At 40.0% G+C, this 18,315-nt stretch carries 10 protein-coding genes; all 10 read right to left on the bottom strand.

Annotated elements, in window-relative coordinates; genetic code table 11:
• Positions 1-50 precede the first annotated feature (50 nt).
• Positions 51-7,106 (bottom strand): T9SS outer membrane translocon Sov/SprA, encoded by a 7,056-nt coding sequence (sov, locus tag BW935_RS08655; protein WP_175606653.1) that lies wholly within the window; start codon positions 7,104-7,106, stop codon positions 51-53.
• Positions 7,107-7,197: 91 nt separating this feature from the next.
• The gene (gene ruvA / locus BW935_RS08650; RefSeq protein ID WP_076500613.1) at positions 7,198-7,797 is read right to left on the bottom strand and encodes a Holliday junction branch migration protein RuvA; all 600 of its coding nucleotides are present in this window, start codon (positions 7,795-7,797) and stop codon (positions 7,198-7,200) included.
• A 2-nt stretch (positions 7,798-7,799) separates the two neighbouring features.
• Positions 7,800-10,067 (bottom strand): NADP-dependent malic enzyme, encoded by a 2,268-nt coding sequence (locus BW935_RS08645; RefSeq protein WP_076500612.1) that lies wholly within the window; start codon positions 10,065-10,067, stop codon positions 7,800-7,802.
• A gap of 22 nt (positions 10,068-10,089) precedes the next feature.
• Positions 10,090-11,196 carry a DUF4837 family protein gene (locus BW935_RS08640; RefSeq protein ID WP_076500611.1) on the bottom strand — a complete coding sequence of 369 codons (1,107 nt, stop codon included), beginning with the start codon at positions 11,194-11,196 and terminating at the stop codon, positions 10,090-10,092.
• Positions 11,197-11,264: 68 nt separating this feature from the next.
• The gene (locus BW935_RS08635) at positions 11,265-12,680 is read right to left on the bottom strand and encodes a lytic transglycosylase domain-containing protein (RefSeq protein WP_076500609.1); all 1,416 of its coding nucleotides are present in this window, start codon (positions 12,678-12,680) and stop codon (positions 11,265-11,267) included.
• A 14-nt stretch (positions 12,681-12,694) separates the two neighbouring features.
• On the bottom strand, positions 12,695-14,125 hold the full coding sequence (gatA, locus tag BW935_RS08630; protein ID WP_076500607.1) for an Asp-tRNA(Asn)/Glu-tRNA(Gln) amidotransferase subunit GatA: 1,431 nt from the start codon (positions 14,123-14,125) through the stop codon (positions 12,695-12,697).
• Positions 14,126-14,137: 12 nt separating this feature from the next.
• Positions 14,138-14,344 carry a twin-arginine translocase TatA/TatE family subunit gene (gene tatA, locus BW935_RS08625; protein WP_076500605.1) on the bottom strand — a complete coding sequence of 69 codons (207 nt, stop codon included), beginning with the start codon at positions 14,342-14,344 and terminating at the stop codon, positions 14,138-14,140.
• Between the two features lie 114 nt (positions 14,345-14,458).
• On the bottom strand, positions 14,459-15,655 hold the full coding sequence (locus tag BW935_RS08620) for a murein hydrolase activator EnvC family protein (RefSeq protein ID WP_245802670.1): 1,197 nt from the start codon (positions 15,653-15,655) through the stop codon (positions 14,459-14,461).
• A gap of 54 nt (positions 15,656-15,709) precedes the next feature.
• Positions 15,710-16,447: a lipoprotein insertase outer membrane protein LolB1 gene (locus BW935_RS08615; protein ID WP_076500601.1), complete on the bottom strand. Its 738-nt coding sequence runs from the start codon at positions 16,445-16,447 to the stop codon at positions 15,710-15,712.
• Positions 16,440-18,170, bottom strand: a complete 1,731-nt coding sequence (locus tag BW935_RS08610) for a tetratricopeptide repeat protein (protein WP_076500799.1) — start codon at positions 18,168-18,170, stop codon at positions 16,440-16,442. Before BW935_RS08610 ends, BW935_RS08615 begins: the two co-directional genes overlap by 8 nt.
• Positions 18,171-18,315: the final 145 nt, after the last annotated feature.

The raw sequence follows: 18,315 nt of genomic DNA, 5'->3' as shown, positions 1-18,315 counted from the left end.
TCTTTTTTATAAGGTGCCCAAAAATACAAGGTTTAAGCAAATGATAAAACCTATTGGGATAAATTAAATCTTAATTGTCCACCAAAGGCAGTAGAACTTCTTCTAAAGGCTGTTGTAACTCTTGGATCATTGATTGTTCTATCAAAATAGAGCGTAATATTGAGGTTTTGATTGATCACATATCCAATAGTAGGTCTGATTTGAATATTCAGATTACCATTGGTGACTGTACTTCTTTCTTCAATCTTACGCTGGATTTGTCTGGTGTCTACGACCCTTGTATTGATTCGCAATTGTAGGTCATTCTCTAAAACCTCTTGCCTTCCTTGAATTTTAAAAGGAATTTTTACGCCTGATTTTGTATAACCCAAATCAAATCCAAAATCTCTGCTCCTTTGTTCGGTCACTTGGGCATTGGAGAAGTTCAAACCTAGATTTCTCTCTGAATTATACTCAACTGAAATATTCAATCGGTCTTTTGTCAAGAAATCCACTCCAATCAATGGGGAGAATCTTTCTGTGAGAATGACTTGATTGAGAACAAATATCGGGATATATTGTCCAAATTCATTCGTCAAAGTAGCTCCTGGGATATTTTGGATGGAATTGAAGAGTTCTAATCCGCTTTGGTACAGTAGAGAATTGGAGAAATTGCTGACTTCGTATGTAGAGGAGTACTCGTGGGTTATATTGATACTGGAGAAATACTCCCTCAATGCTGGAATTTGAGATAATCCTCTATAATCTAGCCTCCAGTTTGGTAATGGTATTCTAGGGAAAGGATTTAAGTTCATGGTTGCTGGGTCTTTGCCTCCATATGCTGCCAAAAATGCAAGCCCTAGCACATCTTGACCATTTGCGCTGTATTCTCCTCCTGGATTTGCTGCATTTAACCTGCTCTGAATGATGCTTCTGAAACTGGTAAAGTTGTCAAATAAGGGTGAGTTGTTGTTTCTGTCATCTCTCGCGAATGTGGTCCTGATCATAGAATAGGTAATACTGTATCCCCCCATTCTATTTGGACTGATTGGATTAAATTCTCCAGGATTTGTTGCAGAGTTTCTGAATATCTCACTGTATTCCCCCGATTCCCTTTTTCTCGCTTCTAGGTTAATCCTAAAGTCTTTAAAAGGCTCAGCCAGTCCCGATATTTGTAAGTTTTTTGCTTGATTCTGCCTGAATTGTTGCGTGAGTTCCGCACTAGGTGCCATCAAGCCATTGTTTGCTAGTCCAAATCTTACACTTGGGTTTTGACTTCCCATGATAAATCCAAAGCCAGGATTTAAGAAGCTGCGGTCTAGTCCGAGCAAGCCTGTATTTTCCATGTAGCCTGGAAGGAATGTCCCCTCTACAATGGAGTACCTGAAGTTGATATCTTTCACCATGGTTAGAAACTTTATCAACTTGTTGGTAAAAGGTGTTCCAATAGTATCTTCAGCATTCACAGCAGGTCGGCCGGGAATAGAAGGCCTCTTCGGTGCTGTCAATGCCCTGTATTTAGCATTTTTATTGTAAAGTTTGGTGAAATCTAACTTTCCTTGATATACCTGTTCTCTTGTATTTTGAATGACATTACCCAAGGTGTCTCTTTGACCAATAGCGCCAGTCATCCAAGTGTATTCTGCCGCATACCTCACATCAGAACTTATCCAATCTAAAGCAGGGATCTTATTCAAAGGCAACTTATAGTTGACGTCTGCTCTATGGTTATAATTGGTAGTCCTGCCAAGATTTCTGATATTAACCCTGATTGAATCAATTTTGGCTTGTGAATCAATATCCCCTTCAGGTTCATCAATGACTGCCATCACTCGACTCATGAAGTCCACCCTTAGATTTTTGGTGAGATCCCAGTTTACATTGTAGAACCTATTGATGAAGAAACTTTTCTGGAAGAATGGATCCACACCATCGGTGGTGAGCTGGTCATTGCGGTATTGGGTACGCATGAACCTTCTATCTACATCTATTCGAGCAGCCACTGTGGTAGGAGAGAAGTTGAAGTTGATGTCTTTGATCAATTTCAAATATTTACCACTCAAGCCTTCACTATTTTTGAATGGTTCAAAATTTAGAGGTTTCGGCTGATAGTTGTAGGCTAAATTTCCCACATAAGTTTCAAAATTGTAAGATTCAGTATTGATGTTGCTTTGCTGGACTGAACCATAAGCATAAGTAAATGAGAAATTACTTAAATCATAAACACGACTAAACTCCCTTTCAGGGTTCCTGTTTTTGCGAATATTAGTAAATCCAATGTTCCTCCTCTTTACTTGATCCAGTACTTGACTTCTGTAAAGTTCGCGTTCAGCATCTGTATTGAATTTCCCTAAGGCAACTTCAAAAGGTACATCAGGATTGAGCGGATCAAACTCAGGCCTAGTGCTCGAATTTTCCAAGCTGACGTACATAGGTATACTTACATTAAGGGCTTCAGGAAGTAGTTTATCAACACTTACATTAGCAGAGATGTCATATTGGGTAGTTGCTTGTCGTGCTCTTTGAGATAACCTCGTTTCTAGTCCACCAAAGCCTATTGTATTATGGCGAATAGATGTGGAAATGGTCGCAACATCGGCGATTTTTGCATTTAAAATGGCATTAGCCGCCCAGCCTGCTGATTCGTTGAATCCAGTTGCTCGTAGTTCATTAGCCCAAATACAGACAGTTCTTGAAGCTGTCCCAGATTCTCCTGGGTTTCTGATACCTATCATCATCCCTTGGATCAAGCTGAGCTCAGGTCTACCGACTACCGTCACTTTGTATTGTCTGACATCCTGTGTAAAAGCCAGATTCAACGGTACCCGCTGATTGTCTCTCGCGACTTTTACCCCTACGATCTCTGAGATGGCAATGTCAATCTCATTTTCCAATGGCCAAATTTGTCTTGGGTCTCTGGTACCTTTTGGTGTGATTTTGAGTGGAACCTCGATTTCGTAGTAGTTATCTGTATAATCAGTCCCCAATCTCAAGAATGCTGTAAGCTCCCCATCTTCTGCATCATCACTGTCTGCATGGAAGAACATTTTTAGCCTTTCAAACTGTACGAGGTCTTGCCGTGTGTTTTTAAATACAGCCCTAGCGTCTCTTGCTTGAAGGTCTTCCACACAAAGTCTTAAAGATTGCTCATTGAGCTGACGCTCTACAGTAGATAGGTTGTCTCTATCCCTGGTGATTCCTGGAGGGAGTACATATGGACTTTGTGTATCACTACCTTGGCTGTTTTCTTCAATATTGACTACTCCAACTGTGAAATTAGAATTATCAGGCTCTGGCACTTCAAAGAATCCTCTTTCGAAAAGTGACTCTTGGAAAACCCTCCATTGGGATCCAACTAATCTAAAGTTGGCCATCCGCATTACGACAGGTTGTTCGAAGTCCGTAAGATATGTTCTCATAAATCTGATAGACTTGAAGCCTGAAATATCGCCTTCAACTCTATCTGGAGTTCTTACGGGAATTCTGAAAAGGTACCAATTGACTTCATCTCCACTTTGATTGGCAGTTACTTTATCAACGATATAGTTTCGACCTACCTCAAGTTGACCTGGACGAAGGTCTATTTCATATTCATAGTAACTTTCTAGTTCATTGATGGTATTATCGTTGTTAAGGTCTTCGTTATTTGGGAGATTAGATCCTGATGGTGTAAATGCCAGATTTTGGTTTGCAGTGATCGGAGTATTCCCCTCCATACCATTGAATTTCTTGTATCGCTCTAGGATTTTGACATTATTCTGATCAAAATTTTCGTCTAGATAATATTGAAAGTTGTCAGCTGAAGGATCTCTGACAATTTCATTCAGAGCATTCTGAGTCACATTCAATCTATTGATAAATCTGTCTCTGAAAAACTCAGCCTCGTCTGCATCTCTCAATCCATCTAAACCAATATCCTGGTTGGCTCTAGCTTCTGCAGAGTTATCAAATGCAGGAATTAGAAATTGTTCTCTTGTGATTCTTCCCCATTCAGTAGTAGCTGTACTGCCTGGATCACCATCAGCAGGAAGTCCATTTTCAAAGCCATGTCTTCCGTCCCTGATTAGGTCTTCAGATACATCACCCAAGTTAAATCTAAGCTTACCACCTGTTGTATTATTGGTATTGAATCTACCATCGATGACACGTCCATTTTCTCCTTGAATGAAAGGATCCAAAAGCCAGAATTCTATGTATTCGATATTAGTTCTATCAAAATCTACTTCTGTCGTGATAGCACGTGTGACTCCGCCATAGTTGTTCCTTGGGTTTGGAAGTAGACCTTCACTTGTCAAGCTCGGATTGTAGTTGTACATCCCTCTTTCGTGTGGGAAGTAAGCCATTTCAAAGAGCGGCTCGGGTACAATAATCACATCTCTATCTCTTCTAGGGAAGATTTCTTGAGGAATTACCCTTCTTACATAGTGATTTTGACGATCTTCCCGAGTAATGTTTGTAGGCACACCCGGTCCCGACTCTCTGTAGAATACATTGTCGATATTGTACCAGGCGACTCTCGCTCTTCTGTAGGCGTTTCCTAGCCTATCTTCCGTCATGTCACTCAGATCAAACTGATTGTCCTCTGTCTTTGGAGTAGCCGCTAAATGCCAGTTTTGAGCTGCTGCCCCACCAAGATTGAAAGGTGTGATGGCAGTTTCAAAATCATCGATGTAGGCTGCTTGTTCTCCGTTTACTCTGTTGGAAGTTCCTGGGAGTAATTGTGCAAATTCACCGCTGAACTGAACGAGTGATGTTTCTTTGGTATTGGTAAAAGGTAAGGCATCAGCTAGCTTTGTCAACCACCTTGATTCATCGCTGTAGTTGGCATCTAAGCCCCACATACTGTTTCTCAATGTTTCACTACCTGCTGCTATTCTCGTAATGTTGGGTCTTTCATTCAAGTAAAGGAAAGTACCTCCAAGATTGAATTTGTCGCTAAACATGTAATCTAACCTTGTTCCCAATAAACTTCTCGTTTGAAAAGAAACCAAGTCTGCTTTTTCAAAGGAAATATTAATCCTTTTGCCTGATTGTAAAATTCCCTCGTTGATGATAGTTAATCTACCGATATTGTAATCGATGGTAAAGTCAACGCCTTCGGTCAGTGGTATATTTCCCGCCATCACGATCACCGATCCTGGAGAAATATTGAGTCCTGGAAGCATGATTTCTGAGGCTGATCCAGCTGTCAGCCTTCCTCTTATGAAGTATTTATTCAGGCGAGTTACCAATTCAGCATCTGCTTGGGTGGTTCTATACAGTGTGTCATAGACAAACTTATCTATCAGTGCAGCTTCATTTGGCAAAAATCTATTCCTCAAGGTAGATCCAAAGGGCTCCAATACAGGGAATATAACCATCCCTCTTTCCGGTAGGATGGTGACTCCAGGGATAAAGTCAAAATTCCCATCAGGAGCTGGGTCATTTTGAGGATTGAGATTATCTAGTCCAGTTACCCTGATTAATGGGATATTTTTGATGTTTTGCCCTTCTAATAAACTCGGATTATCTAAGCCAGTTCTATCATCTCTATAAATAACTTGTAGCTGAAAACCCTCTCTTTGAATTTGGCTAGCATTGAGGTTGTAGACGTTTTTCATCATCAGGTCCCAAGTTGGGATTCTGGTGTTGATTCTAGCAGGTCTTAACATTTTCATGAAAATGATCTGATCTTCAGGTCTATTCTGATAATCTTCTGAAAGTTCACCTACTTTATAGACGTTTCCATTCCAGGTATACTCATAAGCTACTGCAAGAACTTCATCATTTTGTAATTTTCTTGAAAGAGAAATATAACCGAGCTCTCTGTTGAAAGTAAATTCCGTCTGGGCAAGTTTTCTTGCTCCATTGACCTGCTCGAAATCTACGCCTCTTACCAAGTTTAGATTTGCCTCTATGGCAGAAGAACCTGTGTCAAATGGTCTAAAAACTGGGTTACCACTTAAGTTTCCAAAAAGTAGGTTTGAATTGTTTGAAGTAGGGGCGCCAGGAGTACCCGCACCGATATTTGAATTCTCAGGTTTGAAAATTCTTTGACCTTCACCTAGATCCATAAATGCGGCAAAGTTTCTCAAGGTCTCTGTGTTGTTTGCTCGATTCATGATATAGACTTCTACCCTAGTGATATTGACACCTGATAGAATCTGTGGAAGGCCTCTCAACCAACGTTCATAGTTGTCCCTAAAGAAATGTCCTAAGAAAAAGTGTCTGTTTTCATCATAATCAGACCCTTGAATTTCAAAAGATCTTCCTTGTCCACCTCCTTCAATGATCAACTCGTCTCTCCTACCTCTTTGCGTAGAAGCCACGCCTGTGACAAATAGCTTTCCGAATTGTAATTGAGTTTTGACACCAAAAAGGTTCTGAGCACCTTGAATTAAGCTGTTTTGTACAGGCATGCTGACATTACCAATCTCTATGGATTTGATGATGTCTTCTTCAAATCCAGCATACTCTACTTTCAATTGGTTTTGGAAATCAAAAGAATTGTTGGAATCAAAATTTGCCCCAAGTTTCATTTTTTCACCCAATGAACCGTTGACGCTCATTTGAATTTGCTGATTGAAGTTGAAGCCCCCATTTTGCTGCTGCCGGATTGGAATTGATGGATTGTCCACCCTTCTGAAAATTGCTCCTAAGTCGAGGTTGACATACCCTGTGGGAGTAATGTTTATTTCATTTCCCCCAAATATCCTATCAAAGCTAGGGCTTGTCGTCATAGGTGGAATTAATCCTCTTCCACTGACAGCACTTTCTCCATCTGTTCCTCGGGACCGATTTCTCCAATATTCCTGCCTCAAGCGATACTCTTGCATCTTCGAATAATCATCAAAATCATACATGAAACCAGGAGTGATGATCGTAGAATCTAATTCTTCTCGGATGCTATACCTGAGTGTAGAGTCCAATTCAACCTGTATTCTTTCTTGATTAGGGTTGAGCGGATAGAATGGGGATTGGTATCTAAAAGGTGATTGGGTAGGAAATAGAGGTTGGGTATTTAGATTTTGCCAAAGTAAAAATGAAGGAAGTCGCCTTCTTGCATCTAAGGAGTCTACTCTGGTTTGGGTGGTATCTGCTTGATTTTGTTGTGCTTGTGCATTGGGCAATATAATACATCCCAACAAAAAACTTAAGATTGCTGGGGTGATTATACGGACACGGATGAGGTGTAAAAAAATGCTAGAACAAAAGCTCAATTGTTTATCAATTAAAGGACTAAGTTGACTTTAAAGATGCTTTAATTAAATCTTCTAAGGAAATTTCTGAACCTATTTTTTTCAAAATCGTAGCAATATTTTTTTCTGCTGTCGCTTTTGGAAAACCTAAGGTAATCAGAGCCTGTAACGCCTCCTCTTTGATTTTATTGTTTTGGGTCATGAATCCAGTATGGCTGGTAGATGAATCCAAAATTGCGTCTTTTTTAACTTTATCCTTTAATTCTAAGACGATTCTTTGGGCTGTTTTTGCCCCCACGCCTTTGACGTTTTGTATGGTTTTGAAGTCCTCTTGGATGATGGCTGATTCTAGTTCTTCACTGCTCAAAGAGGATAGAATCATCAATCCAGTATTGGGGCCTACACCACTAATTGAAATAAGATTGAGAAATAATTTTTTTTCAGCTTCTTCCTTGAAGCCATAGAGAGTATGCGCATCTTCTTTGATGTGCAAAAAAGTGAGGAGCATTACCTGCTCCTCGTCTTTTATCTTGGAGTAGGTCTGCAAAGAAATCTTCACATGGTAACCTACTCCGTTGATATCAATAATTACATAAGTTGGGTCTTTGAAGACCAATCTTCCTTTGAGATATGCGATCATAATTAGCTTGCAGATTGTGCATCTACCACGGCGATTGCCACCATATTGACAATTTCGCGGATAGAACTTCCAAGCTGTAATATATGAACAGGTTTGTTCATTCCCAAAAGAACTGGGCCGATTGCTTCTGCATTTCCAATTTCTGAAAGCAATTTGTAAGCAATATTACCAGAACTCAAATCAGGGAAAACCAAGGTGTTTGCTCGTTTACCAATCAATGCGCTAAAAGGATAATTCTCCTTTTGTATCTCTTCATTAAGTGCAACATTTGCCTGCATTTCTCCTTCAATGACTAACTCCGGATATTTTTGCTTAGCAAGGGCAGTAGCTTTTGCAGTTTTGCTAGCTGTCTCTCCTTTTGCTGAACCGAAGTTGGAATAAGACAAAACAGCAACTCTTGGTTCGATATCAAAGAATTTGACACCGTTTGCCGTTAATCCGATGATTTCTACCAATTCCTCAGCACTTGGGTTCAGATTGACTGTGGTATCAGCGAAGAAATAAGGGCCTTTATCTGTATTCATGATGTACATACCTGCTACCCGCTCAGTTCCTGGCTTGACGCCGATCACTTGAAGAGAAGGAAGGATGGTCTTTGGATAATCCTTGGTCAAACCAGAAATCAAAGCATCTGCTTCACCAAGTTCCACCATCATCGCTCCGAAATAATTTCTATCTCGCATCAATCTAGTAGCCTCTTTTGGCGTGATTCCTTTACGTTGACGTTTTTTGAATAGGACTTCTCCGTAGAGTTGCAGTTTTTCTGGCTGCTTGTAGGTGTCGATGATCGTTACATCATGAAGATCTAATTTATTCTCTTCAATCAGGCTATTGATTTTTTCTTCATTACCCAAAAGGATTGGGATAGCGATTTTTTCGTCACGGATAGTTTGTGCAGCTTTCAAAATTTTTACGTTGTCAGCTTCCGCAAATACTACTCGTTTAGGATCTTTTTTAGCTCTGGCGATCACTCTGGACATCAATCGCTGATCAATACCGATTCTTTCTTGAAGTTCTAATTCATATGCTTCCCAATCTGTAATGGCTGTTTTGGCCACGCCAGATTCCATAGCTGCTCTTGCTACAGCAGGAGAGATAGTCGTGATCAATCTTGGATCAAATGGCTTTGGGATCAAATATGTTGGACCAAATGCCAATTTATTATCACCATACGCTTTGTTTACAATCTCAGGAACTGGCTCTTTTGCCAATTTAGCAATGGCTTTGGCAGCGGCGAGTTTCATTTCTTCATTGATGGCAGTAGCTCTTACGTCCAAGGCACCTCTGAAGATATAAGGGAATCCAAGTACATTATTAACTTGGTTTGGATAATCAGATCTACCTGTAGCCATGATCAAATCCTCTCTTGCGGCCATAGCCACGTCATAAGGTATTTCTGGATCCGGATTAGCCAATGCAAATACGATTGGATTTGGAGCCATCAATTTGATTTGATCTCCAGATACAATATTCCCAGCTGATAGTCCCAAAAATACATCTGCACCAGTCAATGCTTCTGTTAAGGTTCTGATATCTTGTCTGCTGGTAGCAAATTCACTTTTGATAGCGTCAAGTTCTGGTCTATCCATGCGGATAGCACCTTCTTTATCGCACATCACGATATTTTCTCTTTTTACTCCAAGGCTCATGTAGAATCTTGTACAAGACACGGCAGATGCCCCAGCACCATTTACTACTAGTCGGATGTCTTGGATGTTTTTTCCAACTATTTCCAAGGCATTTAGCAATGCTGCTCCAGATATGATCGCTGTTCCATGTTGATCATCATGCATCACTGGAATTTTCATCTCCTGTTTCAAGGTAGTCTCAATTTCGAAACACTCAGGAGCTTTGATATCCTCAAGGTTTACCCCACCAAAAGTAGGTTCGAGAGACTTGATAATTTGAATCAGTTTTTTAGGATCTTTTTCGTCGATTTCAATGTCAAAAACATCGATGCCGGCAAACTTTTTAAAGAGTACTCCCTTTCCTTCCATTACTGGCTTAGAAGCTTCTGGTCCGATATCACCAAGACCTAATACAGCAGTACCATTCGAAATTACGGCAACTAGATTCCCTTTTGCAGTATATTTATAGACATTCTCTTTGTCTGCCTCGATTTCTTTGCAAGGTTCTGCTACACCTGGGGAGTAAGCAAGAGCCAAATCCAATTGACTGGATAGTGGCTTGGTAGGGATTACTTCGATTTTACCAGGACTGCCCTGGGTGTGGTAATTTAAAGCGTCTTCTTTTCTGATTTTAATCGCCATAAAGGTTTATTGTTTAGTCAAATCAGCTAGCTTGTTCTTCCTTCGGAAGAATTTCGGTAGCCAATAGAAGTGTTTCTATTTCTCGGATAGCTTCTCGGTGATTTTGGCTCGGGAAATAGACAAACCCTTCCATGTAATAGAGCTTCCCTTTTTCTGTGTCGACCATGACATAAGCAAGGAAAGAACCGCCCATGGATAAGTTATTAGTTTTCCAGCCCCCTCGAATTTCCACCGCAAAGTTATCATTTATCCTGAAGTTACTAAATACAGGAGATGGATCTACTTTCTCTATTATTAGGTATGAATTGCGATTATTGGGATCTCCATAAAGATGTGCCTGCGCTATTTTGTCTCTGAGTTTGATGATCTCCTCCGGGAATACTTGATCCTCAGAGGTATAGTCCATTTCGTAAAAAAACAGGCTAATATCTGCTCTATCTGTTCGAGGAGTTGGTTGTCTCAACCATAAAAAATCATTTTCTGCTTTGGCAATTTGATATGAAGCAGGAACATTTATAGAAAGTCCTAATTTTTCACCAGCTACCCTGGCAGCAGAACTTTTTCTAGCAAGCAAGGCTTTTTCTAATCTATCCCTCTCTCGGACATGAAATAGATTCTGCAATTTATTTTTATTTGCGCGTAGATTCGAAATCAACTCTTGATCATTTTTACCAAATAAGTAAATCAATTCTTGACCAACAGCATATTCATCAGCGCTTCTCAACATGTAAAGAGAAGGATCTGCGCTGGCTTTTTCTTTGGCCTCTTTGCTAAAAAGCGCATTGATGTTTTGGCTGGCAGAAGATCTGTCATCAAATGTCGTCACATAGACAATGTTAGTTGCCATTTTCAATATCCTAGTCATGGCTCTCGGGTCGACCCTTCTGACGGTAAACATGCTCTCATCTCGGATCAGTCCTTTGACATCTGCTTCAAAGATGTCCTTGAGCGCATCACCTACTTGACCTTGCCATTTTGCAGAATCTATTGCGATGATGATCTCACCGATGGCTCCTCGCGCTTTTGGTTTTTTTGAATTTTTGTTCTCTTCTGTTTCTTCACAGGCCCAGAATGCCATCGCTAAGAATAGCAAACTGGCTAGAGGGAATAGTCTATTGATTTTTTTCATGATGAATAAAGTCTTGATTGGGTCTTAAATTAACTAATTAATAAGTAATTAAAAAATAAATAGTTGATTTAACCAATGATTAATTTTTGACCCGGTTTGATTTGATTGGAGTTGAGGTTATTCAACTTTTTGATTTGATCGATGGTGACACCATTCAGTTTTTTAGAAATCAGCCATAAAGAATCACCAGGCTGCACTGTGTATACTTTGGATCCACTTCCGTTACTACTAATCGAGTTTTCTGCCAAGGTTACATTAGTAGGGTTACTTATTGGCTTATTGGAATAGATTTTCAGATTTTGTCCCACTCTGATAGTGTTTGAACTCAGATTATTCCAGTTTTTGATGTTAGTCACTGTGGTGCCATGTCTTTGAGCAATACTGCCTAGGACATCACCAGATTTCACTTTATAGGTGATCAAATCTCCTGTTGGTACTGCTGTGGCTTTGATTCCAGATTCAGCAGCTACTGTAGTTCTCAGTTCTACAATACGCTCGTTGGTCAAAGCTACTGCTTCTTTGAATTCAGCTTTGTTTTCGGCTATCAAAGAGGCTTTGGAAGCAGGTACCTTCAGCGCCAGATGTTTGTGCGATGCAGGAATCAGTCTGTTTTGAATGGAAGGGTTTAATTTTTCAAGATCTTCTATACAGATTCCCGACAGAGCTGCCAATTGCTCTAAGTCTAGCTCTTGATTAAATTGAATTTTGCTGTAAGCGATAGGGTAGGTAGGTTCTTCTAGATACAAGTTATGATCCTCCACGTGGCGCATCAAATACATGATGGCTTGAAATTGAGGTACGTAGCTTCTGGTTTCTCTTGGGAGATAGTCATATACTCCCCAAAAAGTCTGCTTACCTCCTGACCTTCGGATAGCTTTTCTGACGTTACCAGGTCCGCAATTGTATGCAGCAAGAGCCAGCTCCCAATTTCCAAACATTTTGTATAAGGACTTTAGGTATTTGGCAGCAGCATCAGTTGCTAATTCTGGATCCATGCGGTCGTCAATATCATAGTTAGTGTGGAGATTATACATTCTTCCAGTGGCTGGCATAAATTGCCATAAGCCCATGGCACCAACTCGAGATCTGGCTCGTGGATTAAGGCCCGACTCTATGATTGCCAAGTACTTGATGTCAGATGGCATGTCATGTTTTGCGAGTATTTCGTCAAACATCGGGAAGTAAATCGCTTCTCTTTCAAGAACCATCTTGGTATAGTCTCTATTTCTAACTGCGAAATAGTTAATAAATGAAAAAATCCTGTCATTCAACTCAAAAGGCATGTCAGTTTCCATTGTCTTGATCTTTCGTGCTACATCGTCATAGGTGAAATCAGGGATGTATTCGAATTGATAATTTGGGGTAATGGTCTCTTCGGTAATGCCTAAGGTATTGATGTCAAAAATTTCCTGACCATAAAGAACAGTAGAACCAAACAAAACCGATAAAGCGGTCAGAGCGATTGACTTAAGGTTTTTTTTCATGGTCAGAAAATTTATTAGTTAGAATTGGATTTTGTCAAGTAATTAGCAAATGCATAAAGCTCAGCTTCTTTGAAGCTATTGGCCATGATCTGTAACCCAATTGGAAGTCCTGATTCATCCACCCCATTTGGAATAGACAAGGAAGGGACTCCAGATACGGAAGCTTGAACAGTATACAAATCTTCCAAATACATGGCAACAGGATCATCACTATGCTCTCCAAACTTAAACGCTGTAGATGGCGTAGTCGGCATAATGATGTAGTCATATTTGCTCAATAAATCTTCAGTGAACTCCTTGATCAACCTTCTGACTTTTTGAGCTTTCGTAAAATAGGCGTCATAATAACTGGCACTGAGTACAAATGTGCCTAGCATAATTCTTCTCTTTACTTCTTCTCCAAAGCCTTCAGAACGGGTCATCTTGTACATGCTTTCAAGATTGTGAGCGTTTGGCGTTCTGTAACCATACTTTACCCCATCAAATCTTGAAAGGTTAGAACTGGCTTCGGCTGTTGTCAGGATATAATATGTTGGTAGGATATATTTCAACAATGGGAAATTCACTTCATCAACTTGATGGCCTTCTTGTTTCAATCTATCCAAGACAGCAAGCGTGTTTGCTTTAATTTCTGGCTGAAGCGCTGGGGACTCGATGGTTTCTTTGAGGTAGGCTACCTTCACCCTTTTTTCAAAATGTAATAATTCACTGAAAGCAGGGACTGGTTTTCTGGAAGCTGTACTATCAAAGTCATCAGGTCCGGCCATAATCTGCATTACAAGGGCATTGTCAGGAACATTTCTTGAAAACACGCCGATGGTATCAAATGAAGAAGCGTAAGCAATCAGACCCCATCTTGAAACTCTAGAATAAGTGGGCTTGATGCCTACTAGGCCAGTAAATGCTGCAGGCTGACGTACTGAGCCTCCAGTATCTGTTCCCAAAGAAACGGTGCAAAGATTTGCTTGAACAGCTACGGCTGATCCGCCAGAAGAACCTCCTGGTACACGAGATTCGTCTGCCGCATTGAGGGTTTTTCCGTGAACAGAGTTTTCATTGGAGCTTCCCATACCAAACTCGTCACAATTGAGTCTGCCTATGATGATGGCATCTTCATCTATTAATCTTTGAACTGCAGTTGCGGTAAACTGGGATTCGAAGCCTTCTAAAATTTTGCTGGATGCATTGACTTCATGATTTTGATAACAAAGTACGTCTTTGATACCGATCACCATGCCTGCCAATCGGCCGGCTTTACCTGAGGCGATTTTCTCGTCGACTTTTGCTGCTTGTTCTAAAGCGGAATCCGTATAAACTTCAACGAAGGCGTTTAAGTGCGCCTTCGTCTGAATGTTGTTGAGATAATAGTTTACAATCGCTTTGCAATCTGTTTCTTTATTTTCAAGCGATCGTTTGATATCGTCAAATGAAAGGAATTTTTCCAATGTTCAATTGTTTTAGTCTTTTTTCTTTTTGTCATCCTTCAACCCATCTTCTAGGTCGTTTTGGATTTCCTTTGTAGCATCCTTGAACTCTCTGATTCCTCTACCCAATCCTCTTGCTAATTCAGGGATTCTTTTGGCACCGAAGAATAGCACAATCACCAAAATGATTAGGATCATTGATCCTGGGCTCATTCCTCCGATAAAACCTAATGTAGTCATGATCTTATTATTTAGATTTTGAATATGATACAAAGATATAACAGTACTATGCTATCACAAAGGATTAACGTTCAGTTATTCTTCTTTTTTTATAAATATACGAATTATTAATGTCTATCGGCCAGCAAGCCAAGTGGATGGATCTAAGGGTTGTAATCCTTTCCATGTTTCGAAATGTACTTCTGCTACTCCTTCCTTGTTGGTATATACCTGCCCGATGACCTGTTTTGCTTTGACTTTGTCACCACTTTTGACTGATACGACTTTGAGTTTGCTGTACATGGTATAATATTCTCCATGTTTGATTAGGATGGTTCCTCCATAGCCTGGTACAGTAGCCACTTTGGTCACTTCCCCATCAAATACTGCACGAACTTGCGAGTTGGGATTGGTTTGGATGTCTACACCATCATTGTCTTCCACGATGCCCTTTAGGGTAGGGTGGGGGTGTGTACCAAATTTTTTAGAAATAAAACCAGACTCCACTGGCCAAGGGAGCTTTCCTTTGTTTCCTGCAAATGAATTGGAAAGTGCTGCGGCCTCAGGAGTCAATGGGATCGAACTGCCAGATGCTTTGGTAGCTGTGGAGTTGGCTTTTTTGGCCTCTGCCTCAGCTCTCCTAATCTCTTCCTCAATGGCTCTTTTGATCAGATTATTAAGGTTTTGTTGCTGTCTTTTTGCTTCGGCTATTTTCTTTCTAAGGTCAATTTCTTGCCTTTCAAGGGTGCTTACTATTTTTTGTTGATCTGTCCTAGATCTAGCCAGTTGTCTTCTCTGTTCTTCTTCTTTATTGATGACTTGCTGTTTTTCTACTTTTTTATCTTCTAGTCTGATTCTTTGCGCAGCTAGATCAGCAGTTACCTTTTCAATTTGTTCTACTTGCTTCTTTCTCGCGTCGGTATATTGCTTGAGATATTTGAGTCGCATGTAGAATTGCTTAAAAGTACTGGAGCTGAAAACAAAAGTAGTCATGGTCAAGCCTTGATTGAGCTTAGAAGAAGTGTAGACCATCTTGGCATATTCTTCTTTTAGATTTTTCAAGTCGTTTTCAAGTGCTTTGATTCTACCTTCTGTCTCTGTGATTTCTTTGTTGATCAATGCCACTTCGGAGCTCAAAGTCCTGATATATGTAACTCTGGTTTCTAGTTGTTTGGAAACAGCGCTCAATTGGCCAAGTGAAACTCGCTTAGACTCGGCTGTTTGCTTGAGGATTTTATCAAATTCCAGTAAGCGCTTCTCTACCGCTTCTTTTTCCTTTTCTAATTGGGCACGACTTTTTGCAGTCTGAGCAAAACTAAACTCAGCTAGCATGGTCGCAAACCCAAATAGAAAAAAGAAAATAAGTAGGTTGGATTTATTCATCTATTAGTACTGGAAAGGGAAGCTGATCGGCTCATCGGAAGTTTCGATTCGCGACATTTCGATATGAATGATAGAGCTCTGCATCTCACCATCCAAATTAAAGGAAATTTTTAATAATGCCTTGCTTGGGAATGGTTGACCATCAATATCTTCAAAGAGCGGAAAACTTGCCAGTAAAGCGCCTTTATTATCCAAAGAATTGCTTGTCAGTTCCTCGACTTTGCCTATAGTAGTACTGACCCTAGAGTGATATCGCACGCCATCCCGCACCTGAGTAAGCTCAAAAGCTCTTCCTATTCTTATCAAGCGATCTCTATAACTGAATTCCTCAGGAATATTTGCATAGATCAGATTTTCAAAAAGTTGAAGTGAAAGTTTGAGACCAAATCGGTCTTCAAACTCCAAATAACTCATATTGATATCTTGACCATTGATGCGGTCTTTGATGCGGATTTTATCAGCTGTTATGATACCTCTGAGGGCCTCTATCCCAAGTCCAGGTGTAACACTAAACCAGATTACACTATCTTTTTTTGCCCTGAGGTTTAAAGTGCCTCTGGTGGTTTTTCCGTTGGGTTCTTCTATGACAATTCTAGCTCTAGCACTTAGGTAGTTGAAATCAAAATATGCTGGGGTGAATTCCTGCATGACTTCATCAGAGGTGTATAAGTTCGGTTTTTTGGCACAGCCACTCAATAGAATGGCAAATAATAAAGCTGTGCCTAAAAATTTATTAGTCATAATATTTCTGATCCTTTATTTTTCTTAAAAGCTGATCGGTGGTTTCTTCGCCTCCTTCAGCTTTCTTCCAGTATGCGATAGCCTCATTTCTATTACCAAGGTGATATAGTATGTCTCCATAATGCTCAAGCATCACTCCACTTGGGTTTTCTTCTTCCTTTAGCGCCATTTCCATATATTTTTTGGCTCCTTCGTAGTCTTTCAATTGAAAAAGAACCCAGGCATGTGTGTCCAGGTAGGTGGAGTTTTTTGGGAATCTTTTGACCAATTTCTCTGACATGGTTTTTGCCTTTTCCAAATCTGTTTTGGAAAGAGATAGAAAATAAGCATAGTTATTCAAAACATGCTCGTCGTTTGGATTTTCAGCCAATACTTTCTCGTAAACTTCGAATGCTTTGTCTTTTTTACCAATGCTGTGGTACACATCTCCCAGTAGGCCATTGACCAAAAGGACCAATTGTTTGTTTTTCCCTTGATTGACCTCAAGTGATTTTAATAGAGATTCTTCTGCCTCTTCACCTTTTTTCAATGCAGACTTGGCTGTACCATCAAAGAACCAAAATTCGGCTCTTTCGGGGAATTCATCCACAGCCATGCTGGTGTATTTTTCTATTTCCTCAAAATCCCCTCCTTCTTCAAACATGATGGTGATGACACCTTGAAAAACCTGCGGATTATCATTTTTGATAGCAATTGCCTTTTTGTAATATGAAAGCGCTTCTGACTTATTTTCATTGAAAAGTCTTCTGTCACCAACTACGGTAAGTACACTGGCGTCATTTGGATTATTTTCCAACATGAGTTTTTCTAATTCATCCAGCTTTTGCTCTCTCTTTTCGGTTTTCATTTCCTGGAGAATATCAGAAAAAGCCTGTGCTTTGACCATGCCATCTAAATCTGGATTTGCAAATGCAGTCAAGATCAATTCCTCTGATTTCTGCAGGTTGCCCAAATCCTTGTATAGCGCATAGCTGGCCATTTGAAGTTCAGGTTGATTAGGGTAAGATTCAAGAGATTTATCTATCAAAGCAATAGCATCGTTGGTTTTGCCATTGTTAAAATAAATCTCAACCAATGCCAACACGTATTGAGAATTGCCCGGGTGTGCTTCTATAAGCTTTTCGCCTTCCTCAATTGCTTTGGCTAGGTTGTTTTTTCTAAGATAAATTCGCTGCTTTTGAACAGTAAGCTGCTCTACTACCCCATAGTATTCCTCAGCCTGATCCAAGGCTTCCAAGGCTTTGTCAAACTCTCCTGCATTGAGGTATAATGAAGCCAAATCCAAAATGTAGTTTTGATTTGCTTCTGAAGTACCCATCAAGTTTTCTAAAATTTCTGCTGCCTTGAGGGGTTGTCTTTGTTTGGTAAAAACCTCAGCCATCATCAAGTTGTAATATTTGTTCTCTGGATCTGCTTCTACAGCTTGCATACCGTACTCCAGAGCACTTTCTACACGATTGGCTTTCAATAGGATTTCTGCGATTTTAAAGTTGATAGCAGGCAGATCTGGAGCCAGGTCTCTAGCTTTTTGAAAATAAAAATAAGCACGATCGTAATCCTCAAGCATGAGGTACTTCTGACCTTCAATGAAAAGTCTACTGGTCTGTGTTTCTTGGAGTTTTTGCTTACGCTCTTTTCGCGAAAGTTTTTCTTGCGCAAAAAGATCACTACTCAAAATTAATCCTGTACAGAATAGAACGTATATAATTGATTTAATTCTCACTGGCTTTGTTTGATTGAATGTGGTCGTGATAGGGGTGAGCCTTTTATTTGAATTGATTTTTGTTGATTCAACCCGCAAACTTAATGCCTTTTAGCAGTAATTGCCATTATGCCGAATTATGTAACGAGAATTAAGGCAAATTGGT

This window comes from Belliella pelovolcani (assembly GCF_900156785.1).
GTDB lineage: Bacteria > Bacteroidota > Bacteroidia > Cytophagales > Cyclobacteriaceae > Belliella > Belliella pelovolcani.
This window is presented reverse-complemented; position numbering and strand designations above follow the sequence as displayed.

What these genes read in the sequence shown, in the direction of transcription:
- ruvA (WP_076500613.1), bottom strand. Translation starts at nt 7,797, where the DNA reads ATGATCGCATATCTCAAAGGAAGATTGGTCTTCAAAGACCCAACTTAT.
- BW935_RS08645 (WP_076500612.1), bottom strand. Translation starts at nt 10,067, where the DNA reads ATGGCGATTAAAATCAGAAAAGAAGACGCTTTAAATTACCACACCCAG.
- BW935_RS08640 (WP_076500611.1), bottom strand. Translation starts at nt 11,196, where the DNA reads ATGAAAAAAATCAATAGACTATTCCCTCTAGCCAGTTTGCTATTCTTA.
- BW935_RS08635 (WP_076500609.1), bottom strand. Translation starts at nt 12,680, where the DNA reads ATGAAAAAAAACCTTAAGTCAATCGCTCTGACCGCTTTATCGGTTTTG.
- tatA (WP_076500605.1), bottom strand. Translation starts at nt 14,344, where the DNA reads ATGACTACATTAGGTTTTATCGGAGGAATGAGCCCAGGATCAATGATC.
- BW935_RS08620 (WP_245802670.1), bottom strand. Translation starts at nt 15,655, where the DNA reads ATGCTAGCTGAGTTTAGTTTTGCTCAGACTGCAAAAAGTCGTGCCCAA.
- BW935_RS08615 (WP_076500601.1), bottom strand. Translation starts at nt 16,447, where the DNA reads ATGACTAATAAATTTTTAGGCACAGCTTTATTATTTGCCATTCTATTG.